General features: G+C 50.7%; 22 protein-coding genes and 2 tRNA genes. 13 read left to right on the top strand and 11 right to left on the bottom strand.

Annotation, left to right across the window (positions count from 1 at the left end; genetic code table 11):
* Positions 1 to 180 precede the first annotated feature (180 nt).
* Entirely contained in the window at positions 181 to 1,107 is a 927-nt protein-coding gene (locus tag HWQ15_RS11155) for a hypothetical protein (protein ID WP_045894213.1), read from the top strand.
* The gene (locus HWQ15_RS11150; RefSeq protein WP_045894212.1) at positions 1,107 to 1,691 is read left to right on the top strand and encodes a hypothetical protein; all 585 of its coding nucleotides are present in this window, start codon (positions 1,107 to 1,109) and stop codon (positions 1,689 to 1,691) included. Before HWQ15_RS11155 ends, HWQ15_RS11150 begins: the two co-directional genes overlap by 1 nt.
* 52 nt (positions 1,692 to 1,743) lie before the next feature.
* Here HWQ15_RS11150 and HWQ15_RS11145 read toward each other — a convergent pair whose 3' ends face one another.
* Both HWQ15_RS11145 and HWQ15_RS11140 read right to left on the bottom strand, forming a co-directional pair.
* Positions 1,744 to 3,006, bottom strand: a complete 1,263-nt coding sequence (locus HWQ15_RS11145; RefSeq protein ID WP_063216461.1) for an integrase arm-type DNA-binding domain-containing protein — start codon at positions 3,004 to 3,006, stop codon at positions 1,744 to 1,746.
* A gap of 163 nt (positions 3,007 to 3,169) precedes the next feature.
* Positions 3,170 to 3,278 (bottom strand) — tRNA-Ala (locus HWQ15_RS11140).
* Between the two features lie 56 nt (positions 3,279 to 3,334).
* On the opposite strand from HWQ15_RS11140, the gene HWQ15_RS11135 reads away from it, so the two are divergent.
* Positions 3,335 to 4,615 (top strand): tyrosine-type recombinase/integrase, encoded by a 1,281-nt coding sequence (locus HWQ15_RS11135; RefSeq protein WP_049104463.1) that lies wholly within the window; start codon positions 3,335 to 3,337, stop codon positions 4,613 to 4,615.
* A gap of 1,499 nt (positions 4,616 to 6,114) precedes the next feature.
* On the opposite strand, the gene HWQ15_RS11130 is transcribed toward HWQ15_RS11135, so the two are convergent.
* A complete protein-coding gene (locus tag HWQ15_RS11130; protein ID WP_000082736.1) occupies positions 6,115 to 7,095 on the bottom strand; it encodes an IS5-like element ISEc68 family transposase in 981 nt (326 codons plus the stop codon).
* 34 nt (positions 7,096 to 7,129) lie between these two features.
* On the opposite strand from HWQ15_RS11130, the gene HWQ15_RS11125 reads away from it, so the two are divergent.
* The 5 genes from HWQ15_RS11125 (at position 7,130) to HWQ15_RS11105 (ending at position 10,353) form a co-directional block, all read left to right on the top strand.
* Complete coding sequence (locus HWQ15_RS11125) at positions 7,130 to 7,627, top strand: hypothetical protein (RefSeq protein WP_176587388.1); 498 nt, start codon at positions 7,130 to 7,132, stop codon at positions 7,625 to 7,627.
* A complete protein-coding gene (locus HWQ15_RS11120; RefSeq protein WP_049104466.1) occupies positions 7,620 to 8,054 on the top strand; it encodes an endonuclease domain-containing protein in 435 nt (144 codons plus the stop codon). The genes HWQ15_RS11125 and HWQ15_RS11120 overlap by 8 nt, the downstream gene beginning before the upstream one ends.
* A 62-nt stretch (positions 8,055 to 8,116) precedes the next feature.
* Complete coding sequence (locus HWQ15_RS11115; RefSeq protein WP_255319056.1) at positions 8,117 to 8,257, top strand: hypothetical protein; 141 nt, start codon at positions 8,117 to 8,119, stop codon at positions 8,255 to 8,257.
* A gap of 117 nt (positions 8,258 to 8,374) precedes the next feature.
* Positions 8,375 to 9,604, top strand: coding sequence for a primase-helicase family protein (locus HWQ15_RS11110; protein WP_049104468.1), 1,230 nt, complete (start codon positions 8,375 to 8,377; stop codon positions 9,602 to 9,604).
* A 362-nt stretch (positions 9,605 to 9,966) separates the two neighbouring features.
* Positions 9,967 to 10,353, top strand: a complete 387-nt coding sequence (locus HWQ15_RS11105; RefSeq protein ID WP_049104471.1) for a hypothetical protein — start codon at positions 9,967 to 9,969, stop codon at positions 10,351 to 10,353.
* A gap of 4 nt (positions 10,354 to 10,357) precedes the next feature.
* Here HWQ15_RS11105 and HWQ15_RS11100 read toward each other — a convergent pair whose 3' ends face one another.
* Positions 10,358 to 10,819, bottom strand: a complete 462-nt coding sequence (locus tag HWQ15_RS11100; RefSeq protein WP_049104489.1) for a helix-turn-helix domain-containing protein — start codon at positions 10,817 to 10,819, stop codon at positions 10,358 to 10,360.
* Between the two features lie 235 nt (positions 10,820 to 11,054).
* Here HWQ15_RS11100 and HWQ15_RS23185 point away from each other — a divergent pair, with 235 nt between their 5' ends.
* Both HWQ15_RS23185 and HWQ15_RS11090 read left to right on the top strand, forming a co-directional pair.
* On the top strand, positions 11,055 to 11,240 hold the full coding sequence (locus tag HWQ15_RS23185; RefSeq protein WP_255319055.1) for a hypothetical protein: 186 nt from the start codon (positions 11,055 to 11,057) through the stop codon (positions 11,238 to 11,240).
* A 178-nt stretch (positions 11,241 to 11,418) separates the two neighbouring features.
* Complete coding sequence (locus HWQ15_RS11090; protein WP_049104474.1) at positions 11,419 to 12,042, top strand: recombinase family protein; 624 nt, start codon at positions 11,419 to 11,421, stop codon at positions 12,040 to 12,042.
* Between the two features lie 294 nt (positions 12,043 to 12,336).
* On the opposite strand, the gene HWQ15_RS11085 is transcribed toward HWQ15_RS11090, so the two are convergent.
* From HWQ15_RS11085 to rraB, 6 genes are all read right to left on the bottom strand, one after another.
* A complete protein-coding gene (locus HWQ15_RS11085; RefSeq protein ID WP_071812491.1) occupies positions 12,337 to 12,987 on the bottom strand; it encodes an Eco29kI family restriction endonuclease in 651 nt (216 codons plus the stop codon).
* Positions 12,984 to 14,192, bottom strand: a complete 1,209-nt coding sequence (locus HWQ15_RS11080) for a DNA cytosine methyltransferase (protein WP_029589718.1) — start codon at positions 14,190 to 14,192, stop codon at positions 12,984 to 12,986. Before HWQ15_RS11080 ends, HWQ15_RS11085 begins: the two co-directional genes overlap by 4 nt.
* A 595-nt stretch (positions 14,193 to 14,787) precedes the next feature.
* Positions 14,788 to 14,872: transfer RNA gene (locus HWQ15_RS11075), tRNA-Leu, on the bottom strand.
* Positions 14,873 to 14,978: 106 nt separating this feature from the next.
* Positions 14,979 to 15,701, bottom strand: coding sequence for a hypothetical protein (locus HWQ15_RS11070; RefSeq protein WP_063216463.1), 723 nt, complete (start codon positions 15,699 to 15,701; stop codon positions 14,979 to 14,981).
* Positions 15,702 to 15,731: 30 nt separating this feature from the next.
* The gene (gene miaE / locus HWQ15_RS11065; protein ID WP_063149632.1) at positions 15,732 to 16,490 is read right to left on the bottom strand and encodes a tRNA isopentenyl-2-thiomethyl-A-37 hydroxylase MiaE; all 759 of its coding nucleotides are present in this window, start codon (positions 16,488 to 16,490) and stop codon (positions 15,732 to 15,734) included.
* A gap of 46 nt (positions 16,491 to 16,536) precedes the next feature.
* The gene (gene rraB, locus HWQ15_RS11060; protein WP_017694625.1) at positions 16,537 to 16,962 is read right to left on the bottom strand and encodes a ribonuclease E inhibitor RraB; all 426 of its coding nucleotides are present in this window, start codon (positions 16,960 to 16,962) and stop codon (positions 16,537 to 16,539) included.
* Positions 16,963 to 17,061: 99 nt separating this feature from the next.
* Here rraB and HWQ15_RS23125 point away from each other — a divergent pair, with 99 nt between their 5' ends.
* The 3 genes from HWQ15_RS23125 to xynR all read left to right on the top strand — a co-directional run bounded on the left by HWQ15_RS23125 (position 17,062) and on the right by xynR (position 19,675).
* Positions 17,062 to 17,157, top strand: coding sequence for a hypothetical protein (locus HWQ15_RS23125; RefSeq protein ID WP_213083700.1), 96 nt, complete (start codon positions 17,062 to 17,064; stop codon positions 17,155 to 17,157).
* On the top strand, positions 17,127 to 18,131 hold the full coding sequence (argF, locus tag HWQ15_RS11055; protein WP_063149633.1) for an ornithine carbamoyltransferase: 1,005 nt from the start codon (positions 17,127 to 17,129) through the stop codon (positions 18,129 to 18,131). Before HWQ15_RS23125 ends, argF begins: the two co-directional genes overlap by 31 nt.
* Before the next feature lie 782 nt (positions 18,132 to 18,913).
* Positions 18,914 to 19,675, top strand: coding sequence for a DNA-binding transcriptional repressor XynR (xynR, locus tag HWQ15_RS11050; protein WP_038415186.1), 762 nt, complete (start codon positions 18,914 to 18,916; stop codon positions 19,673 to 19,675).
* Here xynR and HWQ15_RS11045 read toward each other — a convergent pair.
* A complete protein-coding gene (locus HWQ15_RS11045; protein ID WP_063148827.1) occupies positions 19,660 to 21,270 on the bottom strand; it encodes a glycoside hydrolase family 43 protein in 1,611 nt (536 codons plus the stop codon). The two genes, xynR and HWQ15_RS11045, sit on opposite strands and share 16 nt — an antisense overlap.
* Positions 21,271 to 21,278: the final 8 nt, after the last annotated feature.

The raw sequence follows: 21,278 nt of genomic DNA, 5'->3' as shown, positions 1-21,278 counted from the left end.
CACTATTTATCAGCGCCCTACTAATAACAGTATTAAAGCTTTCACGGAAACAGAGGGATTAAACATAAGTCTTTGATTTATATCAATTATGTTAAAAGACTAAGAATAATATCACAACCTGATCATTTATTGATCTCTTTAAGACAACTTGTTAGTCTTACGAAAAAAAAGGAGATTAAAATGCATGCTTTAGCACCGTATCTTTTTCGCTGCTATAACCCTCACGCAGCGAAAGAACAGCGTTACTCTGCCCTTAGTAACATTAAAGAACATGATTTATTGGATATATTATATAGTTTCATTGAGCAATATAATGATGGATATATTATTTCTGAACAAACCAAACAGGTTTTTCGTTTCAATGAAGTTATTCGTGACGATAACAACCGCGAAATTTACGGTTGGTTTGAGTCAGGATATTATGGAACAAAAACTGACATAATTAACATTGACACCGGCAATGTTGATTTTGAAAAAACAAAGAACAATGCTGAAATAATTAGATACTATATACATTTTTATATTCCCAGAGATGTAAATGAAGGCATGGCTTTTTTGCATACATACAGAGGGGATGGAATCAAAACCCTTTTCATGAATTTATTTTCTGAATATTTCAAAAGAGTTACTAACCTTGTAATTCAAATGAATCCTCTAGCATATGATAAAGCGATCGAAAAATGGATGGACGCCATTGCCAAAGAGATTAAAGTAACAAAATTTCAAGGTGTAAAGGATGTTGCAGAACAAGCCCGAAAACTAGGTCATAATGAACAAGAGCTTGTAATAAAACCACCTAGAAACTCAGGCCTTGGAAGGCTCAGGGACTATTTCTCTAGAGACTCCGAGCAATATCAATTAGTAGAAATACTTAAAGAATATGGAGAAACCGTTAAAACAGTTGTAGAATTAGGCGATGGTAGAAAAAGGACTTTCCGAATTGGAACTACAGCCAAAGGTGCCGTTTGTGAAATTATATTCGATGAAGAGCAAGTTGTATTTAATGATGGAATGCCAGAGATCAGATCATTAAATAAATTAGTTGACTCTATTATCATTGAATATATTCAGTTACTATATCGCGGAGTTGCTATAAGGAGAGCGTAATGAGTTCAAAAATAAATATATGCGAAGTACTTATAGGGCATTTTCGAACTTTACGGGATGCTGATACGAAAAAAATCAGCATGTGGGATATATTCACTTTTATTATTCTCCCGTTTATCATTGCTGCTTCATTTTCATTTTTTGGAAGTGGCATAACGAAAGATTTAATATCGCTACTAGTGAATTTTAGCGCTATATTAACAGCGCTGTTACTTAGTGTTCTAGTTTTAGTCTATGATCAAGAATCAAAGATAAGACAAAGAAAAGACATCGATACTTTTTATGAATCAAAAAAATCACTGCTAACTGAGCTTTATTTTAACATTTGTTACTCAATATTATGCGGGGTATTTTTGGTTGTATTATGTTTTATAGTATCACTATTCTCGGTTGATTCATCTGGTTATTTCTATGGTGCAACTCACGAATACTTCATCGATAAAGCAAATATAACCTTAAAAATTAATATGTTAACGCATATTTTATGCCCAATGATTATATATGTCTGCGTACATCTAATTTTAAATATCATTATGATAGTTAAAAGGATGCATGCTCTTTTAACACTTGATACGAGTTCCTAACACTATATTTATCTAGCCAGCTACTTTACGCGAGTTGGCTAGATAGCCTATTTTAGTATTTCAATCGCTTAGCAAAATCATACGGGGCAATCCCTTCTTTTTTGTTTGAGTCCAAATAATCAGCCCACCACTGAACCATCAAACGACGTTCGTCCAAATGCTCAGATGTATGAATATAAGCCGCGCGCACATTATTACGCTCTGTGTGGCTCAACTGACGTTCTATTGCATCATCGCTCCATAATCCAGACTCACCTAAAGCACCGCGTGCCATTGTTCTAAATCCATGCCCGCAAACCTCAGTTTTCGTGTCATACCCCATCGCACGCAAAGCACTGTTTACCGTGTTTTCACTCATAACCTTTGTTGCATCATGATCACCCGGAAAAAGTAACTCTTTATCACCACTAATCTGTTTTAGCTGCCCTAACAAAATCAACGCCTGTCGACTAAGCGGAACGATGTGCTCCTCTTTCATCTTCATGCCCCGATACGAGTAGCGCACACCTTTAATTTCTTCACGTTTTGCAGGAACGCGCCACAAAGATTTTTCAAAATCAAACTCATCCCAACGCGCGAAACGTAACTCGCTGGAACGCACAAAAGTTAGTAACGAAAGCTCGACCGCAATCCGAGTCATTACACGGCCACGATATGCAGCAAGACGAGCAAGAAACTCAGGGAACCGGCTAGAGGGTAAAACGGGATAATGTCGCGCTTTGGTTGTCGATAAAGCACCGGCCATATCACTGGCTGGATTAGAGTCGATGTAATCGTTCTGTACGGCATAACGCATAATGGCCGTGACGCGCTGTTGCAGGCGTTGAGCAACATCATGCTTACCACTGGCATCAACTTTTTTAATCGGGGCTAACAGCTGACTGGTTTTGAGCTGGCGAATGTCGGACAAACCGATATGAGGGAAAATATAAAGCTCAAGATAGCGAAGAACGCGCGATCGATGGTCTTCACTCCAGCGCTTGTTACTTGCATGCCATTCACGAGCAATAGTTTCGAAAGTATATGCCCCAGAATTCTCGGCCTGAGCTTCTTTCTGTTCAGCCTTTGGGTCAATGCCCTGCACTAACAGCTTTTTAGCTTCATCGCGCTTTGCTCTTGCCTGAGCAAGCGTCACTGTTGGCCAAACACCAAAAGCAAGGCGATCCTCTTTTTTGTCAGAGGGGCGTCGGTATTTCATGCGCCAGTATTTAGAACCCTTGGCCGAAACCTCGAGATACAAACCGCCGCCATCGGCCATTTTGTAGGTTTTGTCTTTTGGCTTTGCGGTCTCGACCTGTCTGGCGTTGAGCTTCATTTGGGGGCACATTTCTAATCGAAGTTAAGATGCCCCCAATTATGCCCCCAATGACATCCGGATTTCAACGGACAACCTCGGACGACTCAGGACGTAAAAATCGCTACAAGCATTGATTTTAAAGGGATAATTGGACTTTCTCGGATGGTCTTGGAAGTACTAATGGTGCCGAAGGCCGGACTCGAACCGGCACGTATTTCTACGGTCGTTCGCTTGCCTGGCAAGCTACTGTAATGCTTTGAATCAACTGCAAAACAGATAGCCACTCCGGCAATTTACACTTATCAAATTCAAGTGCAAAAGCCCAGACAAAATAACCGGGGTTTGCATGATTTACAAGAGAGATCGTTATCTGGTTTTAGATCCTTGCGGAAACTATCTGGTGAGGATCGCTATACCAAAGTACATGCGCCACCTTTTCGGAGGGCGGCGCAACTATGTGAAGAGCACAGGCACACGCGATGTGCGCGAAGCCCGTCTCTTTCGTGATGCGGTTGCTTTGGAATGGGTGAAGATACGCAGTCAGTTAAAGCCACAGCGTGATCGGGGCTCGAAGGTGGAGCAAATACTCAATGAGCTACGCCGGGTCGGGACGTATGCACACGAAGCGCCGGAACCATTAAGCCCCCCTGTAATGAGTTGCCCTTCCCTTTTGAGGATGCGGGATCAGTACATTCTCCAGTTCAGCGAGAAGCGGAAGCTCACCACACTATCGAAGACCAACAAAGCCGTAGAAGTGCTCTTAGACCATCTTAAAAAGAAAGATGTTCAGCTTCGTGACATTAACCGAACCACCGTTACAGGCTGGCTTGATAAGCTCAAATCGGAGAAAGCGCCACAGACCATACAAAATTACGTCAGCGCACTGGCTCAAATCTGGGATCTGGCTCGTAACCGCTACCACGATGCACCGCAAGAAAACATCTGGCGCGGTCATGCGCTGGAGGCCAAAAGTAGCAAGGTGAGCTATGAGGTATTTGAGCCTGGCGAATTGGCGAAAGTGTTCGCGGTGATGGATGGTGATGAAGAGATGCAGAGCGTAACGCTCATCGGCATGTACAGCGGTATGCGCCTTAATGAAATCTGTTCGTTACGTGCAGCCAACATCCGAGAAATTGAAGGGGTGTTATGTTTTGAAGTAACGGAAGGTAAGACCAGATCGGCATCCAGGGTCATACCATGCCACAGCCTGATCACACCGTTGGTGCTGTCGCTTCGTGAGAAGCCCTATAACGGCTTTTTATTCTACCGTGCGTCAATCACTGACCGTGCAGACGGCAAGCGCTCAACGTGGCATTCACAGCGTTTTACAAGGGCTAAACGTAAGGCTTTGGGCGAAGTAGGATCAGAGAAGAAAGTTTTCCACAGCCTACGCCACCAGGTGGCCCAAATACTGGACAGGGGCGGCATAGGTAAGAAGTTAAAGCCTGTACCAGAAGACCGAATCGCCCTTCTCCTGGGGCATGAGCGCGGCAGCACAGAGAGTTTTAAGACGTACAGCAAGAATGCCGCCTCTCCGGTAGAACTTCGGCAATACATCGAATTGCTACGCTATCCAGAAGTAGAGAGCCAACATGGAGGAGTTAAAAAAACATGTGGAAATCGTTAAAATCTTATGGTATTGGGATTGACTTTCAGCAAGGAAATGTGCTACCCTAAAGACGAAGTTCGCGAGCGAAGCGAGGGAGGTTTGTCTCTCGAAGAGAGAGAGTTACCTTTGTACAATAGTATTCTTTCATGTTAGTCATGAAAGAGAGTGTATGTCTGTTCCTGTGTATTAATCACTACTCAGGTGTACACTCTACCTCCGATCTGAACTAACCATTAACCTACCCTGATAATAATCTGTTCTTGTTACTCACCGATAACCCCCACCAGAGATTCATCTTGATGAGCTTCCAGAGTATGCTGGGGAATCGTCTCGATGATTATCCCCTTCACCATTGTCCACCAGCAGCCCCTGAACGCATTACAGCCTGTCTCCCTGACATTCCCCCATCCTTTGAGAGAAAGCAGCACACAACGCAGCAGACGAAGCGAGAACCGCGCCCAAGCTGGCAAATCGTAAGCCGTCGCCCTTCTCACTGTTGCAATTGATTCCCAGAGCCACCAGCGGCGCTATCTGACGTTGTGAAGCCCACCACCAGTCCCCGATGAAATGCCTATGCTTTAATGAGTGCTTTGGGCCGTTCTCTTTGACAGCCTCACTGTATTCCCACTATCCACTTCCAACCATGCAGATCCAGACAACGCAGACTGAAAATCACATTTAAATACAAAAGTCAACAAAATCACTTGACAAAAAGTGCTGTTAATTGTATAATAAATTATAGGAAGCAATGTTGTGAACAAATGCCCCTGAGCGATAGTTTTTGTTCGTAGAATCTACTTCTTACTATTCCCATAGTTAGTATCGTATAGCGCAGCTTGCGCACTCTCCGCAGAATAAAGCCTCCCGGAAGCTAAACGTTTTAATGTCGATGATTCCCAGATCATCCGGTCTGATTATTTCGGTTGTGTTGGACGTTTGGGCAATCCTTCCGAGGAGGCTTTCCTATGCTCAAAGAAAAGGAAAACTCATACAGTTGAAAAGTCAAAATCTGAAAGAAATTAAAAACTGGCTCCCTCGTTTCGAATACCACATCTATCGTGACAGGTTACGCCAGTATGGTATGCCAACCACCCCACACCGAGTTGCATTTATGTACTGGGCCGAAGAAATTATGAAACATTGCTTCACGTTCGAGGACTTCGTAGATGAATGGAGCAACGGCAATGAGCACCGAGAAATAAATAGATGGGTGGATAGTGGAGTTATCAGCATGGAATACTTTGAAGGAAAATCCTATTACGTCACCTCATACATTGTTGGAGGTGTAAGCCCATTTTATTGTCACACCTGCAACCGAATAAACATTAAGAAACTTCTATCTATAAAGGAGCAATGTCCTCATGACTAAGGAAGTTGCGATTAAGTGGTCCGCAGCTCCCGATATGACGCCCCAAACCGTCCTTTATCGACGTCCTGTGGCTCAATTTTCCAATTTTCAGCCCAAAATCGTCTCTTCGTGGCTGATTTTGGCCCTGTTTCAGGCCAATTTCCTCATTTCAGGTAGATCTCGCCTGTGCCCGTATCAATTGGTCAACTCGAACCAGGTTCGCCAGGGTGAATAACATCGCCAGTTGACTGTCATTTTTAGCCAGCCCCTTGTACCTGGCTTTGACGAAACCAAACTGACATTTTACTATCCGAAATGGATGCTCAACCTTCGCTCGGATACTCGCTTTCAGGTATTCGTAACGGATGGCCAGCTTGTTCTTGCGCGGGTGTTGCTTCAATGCATTCACTTTGCCGGGACGCTTGGCGATAAGCCAGTCTGCGCTGACATCGCTGAGCTCATCGCGCTTTTCGGCCCCCTGATAACCAGCATCGGCTGAGATAAATTCTTCATCGCCATGCAGTAACTTGCCAACCTGATTGAGGTCGTGCTCGTTAGCCGCCGTGGTCACCAGACTGTGGGTCAGGCCACTTTTGGCGTCCACGCCAATGTGCGCTTTCATGCCGAAGTACCACTGGTTACCTTTCTTGGTCTGGTGCATGTCTTCATCACGGCTGTTGTGTTTGTTTTTGGTAGAGCTGGGGGCTTGAATGATGGTGGCATCCACCAAGGTGCCCTGGGTCATTAGAACGCCACACTCTGCTAGCCAGTGATTAACGGTACTGAAGATTTTGCGGGCCAGTTCATGCTGCTCCAGCAAATGCCGGAAATTCATGATGGTAGTGCGGTCTGGAATGGCTTTATCCAGTGACAGGCGAGCAAATTGGCGCATGGAGGCGATTTCATAGAGGGCATCTTCCATGGCCTCATCGCTCAGGTTGTACCATTGCTGCATGCAGTGAATACGCAGCATGGTTTCCAGCGGATAGGGCCTGCGACCATTACCGGCCTTGGGATACACAGGCTCGATAACGCCAAGTAATTTGTCCCAGGGAAGCAAGTCATCCATTCTGCCAAGGAAAACTTCTTTGCGGGTCTGGCGGCGTTTACTGGAAAACTCACTGTCGGCAAAAGTCAGTTGCTGGCTCATCCGGTTACTCATTCTGGGTTCAGGTTACAACACGATGATCTCACATCTCGGACTTATTCGCACCTTCCCTAAGCTACCAGCAGCATTCACCAGAGAAATAAAAGCCGAGTTTAAAATACAACGTGATCAATACGTAGCTGATTACATCGAATCCCATCTCACGGATGTTTTCAGTATCTCTGATTTTTATCCGGTAGTGCTGATTAAGCTACAGACCGCTATTCAAGATGGGTACGAAATCGCGGAGTTTGACCGCCAGCCATTCTACAACATTGGTGATCCTGCAATGCGTATCGTAATGAACAAAAAGCCGCAGGAAATCGACACAGAGCGCCGTTCCCTCACAGAGGCAGCAGAATCAGCTTTAATGGCCTCCCTTGAGGCTCAAGCGGAAGAGCTATACCAACAGATGGTTGCAGAGGAAGAACGCCGTAAACATGCAGAAGCAGCCGCGCAAGCAGCAGCAGAAGCCGAGGCTCTCACCTTCTCTGGTCGCCTACGTGCATCCCTCGTGAAAGGCTCCCATGTTTGAATCTTATGCGCAGAAGCGCAACCCTGCGAAACTCGCCCAGAGGAGTGCCAGCGACTATCGGAAAATGATGATCGCCGAGCAGGACGGGAGGGACTTCATAACAGGCTCACCACTGACAGATCCGGTTATTGACCATGACCACAGAACGGGACATTGCCGCCTAATCCTTAACCGTGTAACGAATGCCATTGAAGGCGATTTCAATCGCATCTTGTCTCGCATTGCCTACCGTGAAGACTTCACACCGCTCTTGTGGGAAGTTTATTTCGGTCATCATAGCGATCTGTACGATGAGTTATACGACGCAGCGCTCGACCGCAGGAAGGGCTTTCTCAAAGAAGATGACTTCGGATTTATCTTGAAACAGTTTGCGGTGTATTACGCCGTCCGCTTTGACCAACTTCACCACCTGGAGTATTACCGATGACCAAAAACCCGCAACAATCCTTAGCCTGGTTAAAGCACTATTGGAGCCACCAGCAACAGGACATGCAGAAATCAGAAATCAAGCTCGAACCACTGAACAAGCCAGAGCTATTCGACAAAGCAGTAGATAAAATCACCATTGGTCAGTTCTATCAGTGGTTACTTTCCGAAGGCTACATCTTCAAAACTAAGGATAACAAATAATGTTGAAACTCATTATTGCACGCGACGTGCTCAGCTGGATTGATGCAAATAAGGGCGAGGACAGCCGCCCAACATTCATTATTAAAACTTTACGAAATGCTATGAACGAGGGCACTGATGACAGAAAAGCAACAAATAAGACCACTGATTGACCATTTACAAGCAGAAAAGTACGCATTTATCAGCGCTCAAGGTAAAATACTCCTCCACCACATCCCCACGAATACAAATCACTGTCTGGACATTCTCGAAAGGGAATACCATTTATCAACTGGTAGAAAGTGGCGGCGGGATTATTTAAACCTTCTTTGGGATCACATTCCATTCATCAAAGTTTACGATTTCAACCCGGCGAAGCCATACGGTATCGATCAGAATGGAACCCTGAATACGTTCAGGCGCTGGCACAGCGACAAAACACCAGCCGCAGATCTGACTCTCTGGCTTGAGTATCTGGCGAGGCTCTTCCCTGACCAGGCAGACCGCGACACAGTGAGCGCATACATGGCGCACATGTTCCAGCACCCGGAACAGCGCCCAAGCTGGCACATCGTTATGCCGAGTGATACCGGGACAGGCAAAGGTTTTTTGTTCAATCAAATCCTCTCGCCGCTCCTGATGCACCAGACAACTCTTTACTCCAACTACGGCACCCTGACGGGCGTCCACAATGATGCGATGGCCCGTACAATCCTGATCCTGTTTGATGACCCACCGCCAGCCAGACGTAACATGGCAGATCGGTTAAAAAGCATCCAGACTGAACCGATGATCGAGATTAACAGGAAGTATGAGCAGCCTCGAAAGGTAGCCACTTACACCCGGTTTTTCACGTTCAGCAACAGTGAGAGTCCGATTGAAGTGGAGGCGAATGATCGCCGCCATTACTGCACCCATTACATACGCCACAGGGCGAACAGGGAAGAAACAGCAGAGTTTATTGCCCGTCTTGCTAATTGGCTCGCCGTGGGCGGTCTGGAAGCCGTACACGCCTGGCTAATGGCTTACCCGTTGGAATCCTTCAATCCGTATCGCCCACCGTTCAGTTTGGCACTTGAGCGCATGAAACAAGCCAGCATCACGGAAGAGCAGAACGAAGCGGAGATCTTCACCGGAGAAAATCCGGCGTTTGCATTCCAGGCATTTCATGACGCTTGCCCATCATTCCCACGACCACAGGATGCGAGTCAATGGTTACGTGACAACGGCTATGTCAGTGCCAGAGTGAACACCAGAGCAGGGTTAAAATCAGTTTGGTATCGAGCGCCTCAGGACGGCAGCGGGAAAATTCCGGAGAGCGCCCTTTCCTGGTTTGTCGATAAATACTACCCAACCCCGACGAAATGATCAGGGCTACAGGGCTATGATTTTAGCCCTGCATTTTGAAACCCGCGCCGCTACTGGCCTGATCAGGGCTACAGGGCTAACAGGGCTACTTATTAAGTATTCTTAGATCTGTTATACAGCTTCACCATTTTCCAAATGGGAATAACAGGAGCACCAGCGTTTCCCGACTATCAATTTTTAAAATTTTGATAGGCAAATGCCTAACAACTTCCCAAAAGCAAAATCTGAAATCACTCATACCGTGGATCGGTATCGCCGCCCGGATTTTCGGGCTTCTTTCCTTCCACATTCACGCCGCCTGACGCGCTCCAGCGTACAGCCAGCACATCAAATAAGATCCAAATTTCATAGGAGGACATTACATGTCAGGACGTACCCACGCAGCATACGTAAATTATTTCCAGAACGGTCGCAAGGCACAGCGGTTAGCCGAAGTTGAGCGCCAGCTTGCAGGAGAAGCTATACAGCAAGAGCACCAGCTTAAAGCAGAGGCGCGGAGCACTGAGAACATCGCAGACCATTTCCCTCGCGTCATTCCTAACACGCCAATCATCGAATGGTTGCCGGGTTACTACATCCATCGTAATGAGTGGGAAGCCTACCGGGACGGGCATAGCTTGGTAGTCGTGAAAGAACCGCGTCAGACGGTTGATCCGGAGTTAATCTCCTACCAGTGGAATCACTTTGTAGTTAACTCAAGGTTTCCGTGGAAGCTGGAAGATCACGCCATCGTTTACACGTTCGTTTAGCTTTTTACATTTCGAGAAAGTCCCAGCGAACCGCAGAAACAATCCCCCAGTTACCATTTACATTAGGTCGCTTCCATTTCGCTGTTTTCATCTTTCGCAGGTATTCCAGAGCCTCCTCGAAAACAAAAAATCTCCGTAGGTTATCAGCCTCGCCAACGACATAAGCCCCATCCCGATTACTTGCAAGCCCTGGATTGAAGCAAGAGCCGTCCTTCGCATACGGAACTTTAACAGTCTCAGTTTTTACAACCTGATCGGATACGAATAGTTGGCATACATCAACCTCGAGGGCATGGGCCAGTATTTCAATGGCATCAAGTGAAGCATTGGACGTCCCTCGCTCAATCCTGCTCATGTAGCTACGAGCGAAACCGCAACGATCAGCAAATGCCTCTTGGCTTAACCCAGAAGCAATGCGAAGTTGTTTTACTCTTTGCCCAAACAAGGCTCTTAGATTTTTTTGCATCATCTAAAGATGCAAGTTATGACCTCTAATCAGCCACGCTCTAATCGTGACATTTCAAACCAAGCATGTATGCTTTATCATCTACATTGATAACCAGGTTAGGAACGATGAAAAAGATTCTAATTGCAACAACATTGATAGCAGTGGCCTCTAACGCTTATGCATTAACTCAAGGGGCAATGCGACCCTAAAGGAAGGTACATTTAACTGTAAAAAGCTGACCGATTTTTACGAGATGATTAGTTACATCCAGGACAAAGACCAACAAGGCATGATGGGCCTCATTACCTCTGGTAAATGTCGCCTGTTAAAAGAATCTATGACAGTGGAGATCCAGAACATCGACGAAAAGGGTTTCGTTTCCTTCATCACCCCCGGTGGTCACGGTGGCTGGGCAGTTCAACAGTTTTTTGAAGAATAATCCCCTTCTATCTCTTAATGGCGTGAATCCTCACGCCATCACACAACCGTAGCATTTGAGTATACATCATAACTACATCATAAAGGTGGCCTAAAAAATGTAGTTTAAATAGCGCTTGACCACTTAAACGCTACATGTAATTATAATACAACCCAAAGGCTACACAAGGACTACCCTGATGACCACCAGCCGAGTTTATGCCTATCTTCGCGCCTCCACTAAAGAGCAGGACGCTACGCGCGCCAAAGCAGCATTAGCAGAGTTCGCCGCCGCTCATGATTTGGGCCACGTCACATACTTCACTGAGAACGTGAGCGGAGCCAGCTTACAGCGCCCGGAGCTTATGCGCCTGATAGACATAGCCGCGCCTGGTGACATTCTGTTAGTGGAGCAAGTAGACCGCCTGAGCCGCCTTAACGCTGAGGACTGGGAGACACTGAAAACCCAGATCGATAATAAAGGCTTGCGAGTGGTGGCTCTCGACCTGCCAACCAGTCACGTAGTGTTAGCCGCAAAGGGCGAGTTTATGCAATCCATGATGAAAGCTATCAACGGCATGATGTTAGAAATGCTGGCAGCAATCGCCCGTAAAGACTACACAGACCGCCGCCGCCGTCAGGCTGAGGGAATCAGCAAGGCAAAAGCTGAGGGCGCTTATAAGGGCCGTCCAGTGAACGATAAGCTACACGAACAGATCCGTGCATTGCATACAGCAGGTAAGACAAAGAGCGAGATCCATCGCCTCACAGGCGCAGCCCGAACCACCATTAACAAAGTGCTGGAGGCGCAAGCCACGGCTTAACAGAATCTTTTCAGGGGCCTTGTCAGCCCCGCTATCCCACCACCAGCCCCCTGATATTTAGGGAATCCAGGAGTGGGAATTGGGTACGTCACGAAAACATCGTTAAGCGACTCATGTAATGGAGCAAACCAGCGCCTTCTTAGGGAGCACTCAAGCCCAAGTAGACGCATTGAGAACGAATTATTCAACGGGAATTAAGAGAGGGACACGCGCATGAAACGCTTACTTGTGCTGACGCTGGCGCTATTACCAATAACAATCGGAGGCGAATTGCCCCCGATGATCTTTAACCGATTAATCGCCTTCAGCTTCAATAAATTTCTGAGCCAGGCAAGGCGGCAAATTCTGAAGATACTGTACAGAATCACGAATCAGTTCATCTACAGTTTCATCACGCTCACGTAAATTTTGAGCCCATCCTCTCCCTGGGTGCATAAAGTCCCAGCGAGGACGTAAGCCAGTGTAACGGTGCTTACCTGGATCATGATTGCCAAAACCATCGATAGATGAATTCCAAATCGGTTTAAAGCGAGAGATAACCAGCGATTCTCCCAACGGAATCCAGATGTCATCAACAACCAAAAATCGACAATAAAAATCTTCAATCGAAAGATTCTCCGCTGCACGAAGACTTTCGGCATGCTCTTTCAAGCGTCTAAATAGGACGTTTCCAACCTTATCTGGATTAGTAAGTCCCATTCTCGCACCTGCTGGTACGGCTTTACCCACATAGATAGGCAATCGAAATTGCCCATCACGATTCAGTTCTGCCAGTTGCCTGTAAGCAGGATGATCGCCAGTGTAATAAATCGCGTAAATCCCTGCTCCTGGAAATGAGGTTAACTCTTCCAGAGGATGAGCATCTTTGCTCAACAAGGCTTCCGCAACACTGGCACCTAAATTTTGCTTATCAAGTGGATTAAATGGAATGACCTTTCCTGTCATGCAGAAGCCCTTTTATTATTACCACCCTGCTTGAGGATGTTCCCAATTTCAGAGGTCAGCAGCTTTTCCGCTACACTGCTGGCAACACAATACGCCAGGTGAACCGGCACAGCGTTACCCAACTGCCTCATAGTTTCAGTCCAGCTCCCATGAAAACGATAACTATCGGGAAACGTTTGAATTCTGGCACTTTCTCGCACAGTAAAATAGCGTACTGAACCATCATTACGCACGAGCATGTTCTCGCCCCCAGGAACACCATGAGCACCTGCTTTGAGCGTTTTAGCTGGTAAATCTAATGGGCTTCCCGTATGACCGGGATAAGTTCGCGCCCCCGCCTGGAACGCATGATTCCTGATCAAATTTGCCGCCTTTGTTTCAGGATCAGGCAAATCTGCAATAGCATCTCGAACTGTTTTCCACGGAAGTGTATCGGGCGGATTTTTACGCAATTTTGCGATACGACTAACCATCTGGTTTGGAACAACTGGCATTTCTAAACCGTGTCGCTTCCAATAATCACCAGTAACCCACTGATCATAAACAAGTGCATCATAACTATGAGTTGGTTTAGGGAACGACCACTCAATTTCAAGATCATCGCGGAAACCAACAATGAAGACACGCTCACGTTTTTGTGGGATGCCGTAGTCTGCTGCATTGACTAACGTAGCCAGAACGTTATACGTCAGCCCTCTCCCCTTGTTCTTTCCACTGGTTTTTTCTTCCTGCAAGCGTTTCAAATGCTCGCTCCAGTCTTCGCCATTTCGCGGAGCTACTTCTGGAAACTCAAGCTGCAACTGAATGTACTGGAAATAGCTCGCAAAGGTTGCCCGAGTCAGCCCTTTGACATTCTCAACGATGAAAGCCTTAGGGCGTATTTGTCTGATCGCTTCCGCTGTCGCTGGAAACATGTCTCGGGTATCAGAGTTAGCTTTGTGCTTGCCACCAATTGAAAATGGCTGGCAAGGTGGGCCTCCAGCTAACAGGTCTATACCTTTTGGTATTTGCGACCAGTCAAACTCTCGAACATCTCCCTCGAACAGGTTCCAATTGTTAAGCAAAGGGAAACCATTCTTCTGATTTTCGCGTACTGTATCGCAAGCCCATTTATCCCACTCGACAACAGCAAGGTGCTCAAATCCTGCAATCTCGCACCCCATAGCTAAACCGCCAGCCCCGGCAAATAGCTCTACAGATTTCATACTTATCTCCGCCTCATGGCTTATGGTCAGCATCTTAGCAATTTTATCCGTTCATCGGAACCAGCAGACCCAGCCCTATACAACTTACAATACCAATCGATGTATGGGCCAAAATTAAACGATAGATCACCTTTTGCGCCGTGTTGGGTACACCAACAAAAGCGCCGTAGGCGTATCATCAGGAGTTTTGTCAGTTAACCGCTCTCTTATCGAGTACCGTTCATTTATGGCACGGTGGACACCACGGTAGAGCCAGATCCTTTCCCGATCTGGTTAGGCTTCCCAACATTTGCTCGTTTATCCGTGGCGTGTCATCACGACAGGCTGTAACGGGGCACCGCGCTAAGTGTGGAACGGTTAAAAGTTTTTGGTATAGGATTTAGAGACGGCGGCACGTCTTCCGGCTTCAAAGGGAATAGCTGTACAAGGTTGAGCCTGGTAACTACTTGCCACTGCGTGATAACATACCAAAGCCATTAACATTCACAGTGGCTTTTGTACTTGATGAAATGATGTATTTTCTACATGCAAAGTAGGCAGGTGTAAAATCCCTAACCACTTGATTTGCGGAAAAAATCGTTATTGATCAGTGACTTGGTGCCGAAGGCCGGACTCGAACCGGCACGTATTTCTACGGTTGATTTTGAATCAACTGCGTCTACCGATTTCGCCACTTCGGCACTGAAGGGGATGCGGAAACGTTGTGGATTATACCTGTCGCGCGCCGCCATGCAAGCGACGACGCGCTAAACCCGCGCTAAGTGTCCAAAAAACCAGCGGCCTTTGTCACTCCAGCTCAGACACCGCCAGCCGAATCACCCTCGCCGCCTTCTGCTCCGGCAGCGCCAGCACCTTTGCCCACATCTCCTGCACCATATCGCAGGAGAGCTTCTCTTTGCCCGCCGCCTTCTCCGGCATCTGCAGCAGCTGGATGTCCTCGCCGTACTGATCGGCAAGTTGCTTCATAATCGGTCGGACATCCTCGACGGCCGCCTCACGCTCGGCCTGGGTCACGGTGTGGCGGTTTTTGCCGTAGGCCGCGCGCATCATGTCCGCATCGGCCTGCATGCGCCGCGCCATCAGGTCTTTATCCAGCATGCGCATCGGGTTGATGCCGCCCTTCACCATCGGATAGAGGAAGCGGAAGCAGGCGTCGTCACTCACCTTCTGTATGGCGGCGGTCTGCTCCATATTGATGGTCATGTAGTTCACCACGTTGGCGTCCGGGGCGTTTTGCAGGCGCGTCATCTGCAGATGCAGGATCTGCGGCTGGATGGTGTCGATAATCTGCTGCTCCGGCTCGCCCGCTTTTTGCAGGGCGGCCATCTGGTCGAGGATGCGCTGATGCAGCGCGGGCTCCTGCTCCTTAATCACCTGCCAGGCGGGCATCTCGTTGAGGGCGTTATCCATCTGCCGTTCCGGAGCACGCTGCCTGTCGAAAAACACCCAGAACGCCACGGCGGCAGCCGCAATGACGACAATCACAATACGGGTCCACGTTTTATTCATCTCGCATCCTTATCCTTGAGTTATGCCGGTTTACACCGGCACGCCGCTGTGGAAGCGAAACTCGTTGTCCGGTGTCGAGATAAGTGTGGCTTCAATTTCGCCAAAAAGCTTTATGCGCGGTGAGATATCGTCGTCGCTCACCTGCTGAGCCAGCGTCAGGTAGTCCTGATAGTGGCGCGCTTCCGAGCGCAGCAGCGAGAGATAGAACTTCTGCAGGTCGTCGTCGAGGAACGGGGCCAGCGCGGCGAAGCGTTCGCAGGAGCGGGCTTCGATGTAGGCGCCGCAGATGAGCTTGTCGATCAGCGTCAGCGGTTCGTGGGTGCGCACGTCCTTCAGCATCCCTTTGGCATAGCGGCTGGCGGTGATTTTAACGTACGGAATGTCGCGGGCCAGCATCGCCTCGCGCACCTGCCAGAAATGGTGCAGCTCCTCTTTAATCAGCAGCACCATGCTGTCGATGAGCGCCTGGCCCCACGGGTCGTCGGTTTTGGGCATCACGCTTTTGCCAATCTGCCTGTGCAGGGCGATGAAGTCCGGCTCCGGGCCGTCGCGGAAGGTGAACTGTTCGTAGGGTTTGAACCAGTCGAGCAGCGCGTCGGCACCGCTTTCGTCGGCGACGTATTTACGCACGAGTAATAGCGCAGTCTGGGCGGCCTTGAGCTCGCACACCATGTGGTCGGTGAGCAGCAACGGCAGGTTCGCCGGGTCGCGGGCTTTATCAATCCATGCTTGCGGGGTCGGGCACTGGAGGAAGTTGAGTACGGGGGCGAGTATCTGCGGGTAATCCATGGTTCTGCCTTGAAAAAGCGGTGGCGCGTGCCACCGCCTGAAACGCTTAGTGACGCACGCCGTCGTCGTCTTCGTCGACGTAATCTTCGTCGTCGCCTTCTTCGCCGTCTTCACCGTTCGGATCTTCGAAGTAGGTTCCCCAGCCGTCGTATTCCACTTCAAACTTCTCGGCCAGGTTCATCAGCTGTTCGACCTGCGCGTCGATCAGCTCCGCCTTCAGCGCGCCTTCGCTCAGGATATCGCAGCAGATGACGGTGTCGCCCTCTTCCACTTCCAGCTCTTCCGGCTCGGTCACTTCGTAACCCAGCTTGAAGGCTTCCACGGCCATTTTTTCCAGCGCTTCAAAGTCGTCCGCAGAGAAATGGTGTTCGATGGTGTACAGCGCGTCCGGATCGCTACCGTCTTCCAGCAGTTCTTCAATAATCAGACGCGTCTCTTCGCGTTGCTCTTCCAGTAATTCCGGGTTTGCCATGGGTCAATCCTCTTTAAAGTGCGGCAGATACTTCTATTTTCACACACGGACGGGTTTGCCTCCACCTTTGTTGGAAAGATTTGTGAAACGGGGTTGCAAATGAATAATTACACATATAAAGTGAATTTTAATTCAATAAGTGGCGTTCGCCATGCGAGGATAAAATGTCTGATCTGTACAAGAAACACTTTCTGAAATTGCTCGACTTTACCCCTGCACAGTTCACTTCTCTGCTGACTCTTGCCGCACAGCTCAAAGCCGATAAAAAAAATGGCAAGGAAGTACAAAAGCTTACTGGAAAAAACATCGCGCTCATCTTCGAAAAAGACTCAACCCGTACACGTTGCTCTTTCGAAGTTGCCGCATTTGACCAGGGCGCGCGCGTTACCTATTTAGGGCCGAGCGGCAGCCAGATTGGGCATAAAGAGTCAATTAAGGATACCGCACGCGTGCTCGGGCGGATGTACGATGGCATTCAGTATCGCGGCCACGGCCAGGAAGTGGTCGAAACGCTGGCGCAGTACGCGGGCGTGCCGGTGTGGAACGGGCTGACCAACGAGTTCCACCCGACGCAGCTGCTGGCGGATCTGCTGACCATGCAGGAGCACCTGCCGGGCAAGGCGTTTAACGAGATGACGCTGGTCTACGCGGGCGACGCGCGCAACAACATGGGCAACTCGATGCTGGAAGCGGCGGCGCTGACGGGGCTGGTTCTGCGCCTGGTGGCCCCGAAAGCCTGCTGGCCGGAAGAGAGCCTGGTGGCAGAGTGCAGCGCGCTGGCGGAAAAGCACGGCGGGAAAATCACCCTGACGGAAGACGTGGCGGCGGGCGTGAAGGGCGCGGACTTTATCTATACCGACGTGTGGGTGTCGATGGGCGAAGCCAAAGAGAAGTGGGCGGAGCGGATTGCGCTGCTGCGCGGGTATCAGGTGAACGCGAATATGATGGCGCTGACCGGCAACCCGAACGTGAAGTTCCTGCACTGTCTGCCGGCATTCCATGACGACCAGACCACGCTCGGCAAGCAGATGGCGAAGGAGTTCGACCTGCACGGCGGGATGGAAGTGACGGACGAGGTGTTTGAGTCGGCGGCGAGCATCGTGTTCGACCAGGCGGAAAACCGGATGCATACGATTAAGGCGGTGATGGTGGCGACGCTTGGGGAGTGATTGACTCCTCTGCGGTCTGGTACCCTCACCCCGGCCCTCTCCCACGGGGAGAGGGTTCCCCACAAATTAATGCGAGCACTGAGCAATCCCCTCGCCCCTCCGGGGAGAGGGTTAGGGTGAGGGGAACATACGGCGGTGGTGGTCATTCCGTTCACTTTATGTTCCTTGCTACTCTGTAACGACATGACCGGTGAACGTGCCAGGGTGGCTCAGTCGCCACCACCCTGGCGACCCGGGCTCCCGGCGGTAAATCGCCGCTTCGCGGTGCCCTCGGCTTATTCCTTCCGGCTTATCGGGTACGGGCGGAGGCAACGTCCCTGTAAAGCCGCCCTCTCGGCGCATCCCTGCGCCTCGCCCCGGCCTGCAGGAAACGCCTCAGCGATTTACAGCCGGACCAGGGCATCGCTGACAGCCCTCAGTCATTTAGAAAGCAACTTTATTGCTTCTGCATAAAAAAATTACTGGGGATCCCTCAGCCCACGGGGAGAGGGAGAACACCCAGCCCGTAGGCCCGTGCAAGCGCAGCGCCGCCGGGCGAATCAGGCGACGATGCGGTCTGGTGCCCTCACCCCGTCCCTCTCCCACAGGGAGAGGGAGAAAACACAACCCGTAGGCCCGTGCAAGCGTAGCGCCGCCGGGCGAATCAGGCAACGATGCGGCCTGATGCCCTCACCCCGGCCCTCTCCCACGGGGAGAGGGAGCAAACCGGCGCCATTTCATTGATTTTTCACCCTGAAAAAGGTACGTTTTCGCCTTCATTCCAGCGTGGACATGCCAGCATTATGCCGATTATTCAGTCTGTTGAACGTGCGTTGCAGATCCTCGACCTGTTCAACGAGCAGGCCACCGAGCTTAAGATCACCGACATCAGCAAACTGATGGGGCTGAGTAAGAGTACCCTCCACTCGCTGCTGAAAACCCTCCAGCTTCACGGCTATATCGATCAGAACCCGGAGAACGGCAAATATCGCCTCGGCATGAAGCTGGTTGAGCGCGGTCATTTCGTTGTGGGCTCGATCGATATTCGCCAGAAGGCGAAAGGCTGGCTGACGGAGCTGTCCCAGCGGACCGGGCAGACCACCCATCTGGGGATCCTGGACGGTCGTGAAGGGGTCTATATCGAGAAGATTGAAGGCAAGCTGGCCGCCATAGCCTATTCGCGCATCGGCCGCCGCCTGCCGGTTCACGCAACCGCCATCGGCAAAGTGTTGATTGCCTGGCTGGGCGAGGCCGAGCTGAACACCCTGCTGGAGGGCTATCAGTACACCACCTTTACGCCCGCTACCCTCGCCTCTCGCGAAGCATTAATGGCCGCTCTGGCGCAGACCCGCGAGCAGGGCTATGCCCTGGACAGCGAAGAGAACGAGCAGGGCGTGCGCTGCGTGGCGGTGCCGGTGTGGAACCACGAATCCCGCGTGATTGCCGCCCTGAGCCTGTCGACCTTGACCTCGCGCGTGGACGACGCCGAGCTGGCTAATTTCCGCGAGCAGCTTCAGCAGGCCGGGCTCGCGCTCTCACGCGCACTGGGCTATGCCGGCTCGTAGGTGAAGTAGTCGAAGTCCGCGTGGCAGCCGTCGCCGCTGATGTCCTCGCAGTGCAGCCCCACAAACGCACCGGTAAAGAAGCCGCGCCCGCCGATGTAGTCGTCCGACAATTTCCACGCCTCATACGTGATCGGCACGGTATGCCATGTCTCGCCGTCGAACGAGTAGCTGTAGCGGTAGACCAGTTTATCCACGTCCACCCGCAGCCAGACGCTCTCGGCCTGTTCCGGCACCGGAATCGGCTGCTCGTGCAGCGGCCACGACGGCACGTTGTGGTCGAGCTGGATCACCTTGATGGTTCTCCCCTGCCCCTCCTCGTAGTCCACAAAGCAGTAGCTCCAGTTTTTGCTGTTGTAGTAGCAGGTCAGCCCCGCGCTCTGCTGGAAGTGGACCGGCGAGAACTGCATCCGCGTCTCGGCCCGGAAGGTGAAATGCTGCCAGCGGCGCGCCACGGTCGACTGGGTAAAGGTCGAGTTGAGCGAGTCGTTGCCGTAGAGCCGTAAGTAGCCCGGGCGGGCGGTAAGCGAGCCGAGGGTGTTGTCGAACGGAATGCGCAGGGTCTGCAGTTCCGGGTCAAGCGAACTGGCGTCGAAATCGTCCCGCCAGATGCCCGGAACGGCTGCAGGCTGCTCCGCCATCTGCGGGCCTTTCACGGTCAGTTGCGCGTGCCTGCCGCCTTCCACGTAAGGCCAGCCGTCGCGCCATTCAATGCGGGCGATGCCGGTCTCGCGCCCCAGCGGGCAGTTTCCGCGCCCGCCGGAGGCCAGCAGCGGCACGCCGGGCAGGCGCAGCGGGCGGCTGGTAAGGTAGGCCATGTACCACTCCCCGGTGTGGGTTTGCAGCAGCGAGCCGTGGCCGCTCTTTTGCAGCGGGTTCTCCGGCAGGTGCCAGCTGGTCATCATCGTCACGTCCGGGTGCAGCTCGTACGGCCCGTCGATGGTTTTTGCGCGCAGCACCACGACGGCGTGCTCGTAGCTGGTGCCGCCCTCGGCAACCATCAGGTAGTACCATCCCGCGTGGCGATAAAGATGCGCCCCTTCGGTGTAGCAGAGCGGCGTGCCGGTAAACAGCGTTTTGCGCTCGGGCGAGAGCGTGCCGGTCTGCGGATCAAACTCCTGCATCACGATGGTGTTGTGCGGGTTGCTGTGGTGGCGCGGCCCCCACGGGCGGTAGAGGTAGTATTTGCGGCCATCGTCGTCGTGGAACAGGGAGGGATCGAACCCGCCGTTGCCCATCGGGATCGGCTCGCTCCACGGCCCCTCGATGGACGGCGCGGTGACGAGAAAATTGCGGCCGTTTTTCCACGGCGAGTCGACAATCTTCACGTCGGTGTAGAGCAGCCAGAACCTCCCGTCGGCGTAGCTCAGGCACGGTGCCCAGATGCCGCCGGAGTCCGGGTTGCCCTTCATGTCCAGCATCGACACGCGGTCCAGCGGGGTGCTGACCAGCGACCAGTTTTTCAGATCGCGGGAGTGGTAGATGCGCACGCCCGGGAACCACTCGAAGGTCGAGGTGGCGATGTAGTAGTCCTCGCCCTGACGGCACAGGGACGGGTCCGGGTTGAAGCCGGTGAGTATCGGGTTAGTAATTTCCATGTTGCCTC

Source organism: Enterobacter sp. DSM 30060 (genome assembly GCF_013375955.1).
Classification (GTDB): Bacteria; Pseudomonadota; Gammaproteobacteria; order Enterobacterales; family Enterobacteriaceae; genus Enterobacter; species Enterobacter intestinihominis.
This window is presented reverse-complemented; position numbering and strand designations above follow the sequence as displayed.

Coding starts and splice junctions, on each gene's coding strand:
- HWQ15_RS11135 (WP_049104463.1), top strand. CDS start 3,335: ATGATTTACAAGAGAGATCGTTATCTGGTTTTAGATCCTTGCGGAAAC.
- HWQ15_RS11150 (WP_045894212.1), top strand. CDS start 1,107: ATGAGTTCAAAAATAAATATATGCGAAGTACTTATAGGGCATTTTCGA.
- miaE (WP_063149632.1), bottom strand. CDS start 16,490: ATGGATTACCCGCAGATACTCGCCCCCGTACTCAACTTCCTCCAGTGC.
- HWQ15_RS11125 (WP_176587388.1), top strand. CDS start 7,130: ATGATCTCACATCTCGGACTTATTCGCACCTTCCCTAAGCTACCAGCA.
- xynR (WP_038415186.1), top strand. CDS start 18,914: ATGCCGATTATTCAGTCTGTTGAACGTGCGTTGCAGATCCTCGACCTG.
- HWQ15_RS11045 (WP_063148827.1), bottom strand. CDS start 21,270: ATGGAAATTACTAACCCGATACTCACCGGCTTCAACCCGGACCCGTCC.
- HWQ15_RS11130 (WP_000082736.1), bottom strand. CDS start 7,095: ATGAGCCAGCAACTGACTTTTGCCGACAGTGAGTTTTCCAGTAAACGC.
- HWQ15_RS11120 (WP_049104466.1), top strand. CDS start 7,620: ATGTTTGAATCTTATGCGCAGAAGCGCAACCCTGCGAAACTCGCCCAG.
- HWQ15_RS11145 (WP_063216461.1), bottom strand. CDS start 3,006: ATGAAGCTCAACGCCAGACAGGTCGAGACCGCAAAGCCAAAAGACAAA.
- HWQ15_RS11090 (WP_049104474.1), top strand. CDS start 11,419: ATGACCACCAGCCGAGTTTATGCCTATCTTCGCGCCTCCACTAAAGAG.
- HWQ15_RS11110 (WP_049104468.1), top strand. CDS start 8,375: ATGACAGAAAAGCAACAAATAAGACCACTGATTGACCATTTACAAGCA.
- HWQ15_RS23185 (WP_255319055.1), top strand. CDS start 11,055: ATGATTAGTTACATCCAGGACAAAGACCAACAAGGCATGATGGGCCTC.
- rraB (WP_017694625.1), bottom strand. CDS start 16,962: ATGGCAAACCCGGAATTACTGGAAGAGCAACGCGAAGAGACGCGTCTG.
- HWQ15_RS11155 (WP_045894213.1), top strand. CDS start 181: ATGCATGCTTTAGCACCGTATCTTTTTCGCTGCTATAACCCTCACGCA.
- argF (WP_063149633.1), top strand. CDS start 17,127: ATGTCTGATCTGTACAAGAAACACTTTCTGAAATTGCTCGACTTTACC.
- HWQ15_RS11105 (WP_049104471.1), top strand. CDS start 9,967: ATGTCAGGACGTACCCACGCAGCATACGTAAATTATTTCCAGAACGGT.
- HWQ15_RS23125 (WP_213083700.1), top strand. CDS start 17,062: ATGAATAATTACACATATAAAGTGAATTTTAATTCAATAAGTGGCGTT.
- HWQ15_RS11115 (WP_255319056.1), top strand. CDS start 8,117: ATGCAGAAATCAGAAATCAAGCTCGAACCACTGAACAAGCCAGAGCTA.
- HWQ15_RS11085 (WP_071812491.1), bottom strand. CDS start 12,987: ATGACAGGAAAGGTCATTCCATTTAATCCACTTGATAAGCAAAATTTA.
- HWQ15_RS11100 (WP_049104489.1), bottom strand. CDS start 10,819: ATGCAAAAAAATCTAAGAGCCTTGTTTGGGCAAAGAGTAAAACAACTT.
- HWQ15_RS11080 (WP_029589718.1), bottom strand. CDS start 14,192: ATGAAATCTGTAGAGCTATTTGCCGGGGCTGGCGGTTTAGCTATGGGG.
- HWQ15_RS11070 (WP_063216463.1), bottom strand. CDS start 15,701: ATGAATAAAACGTGGACCCGTATTGTGATTGTCGTCATTGCGGCTGCC.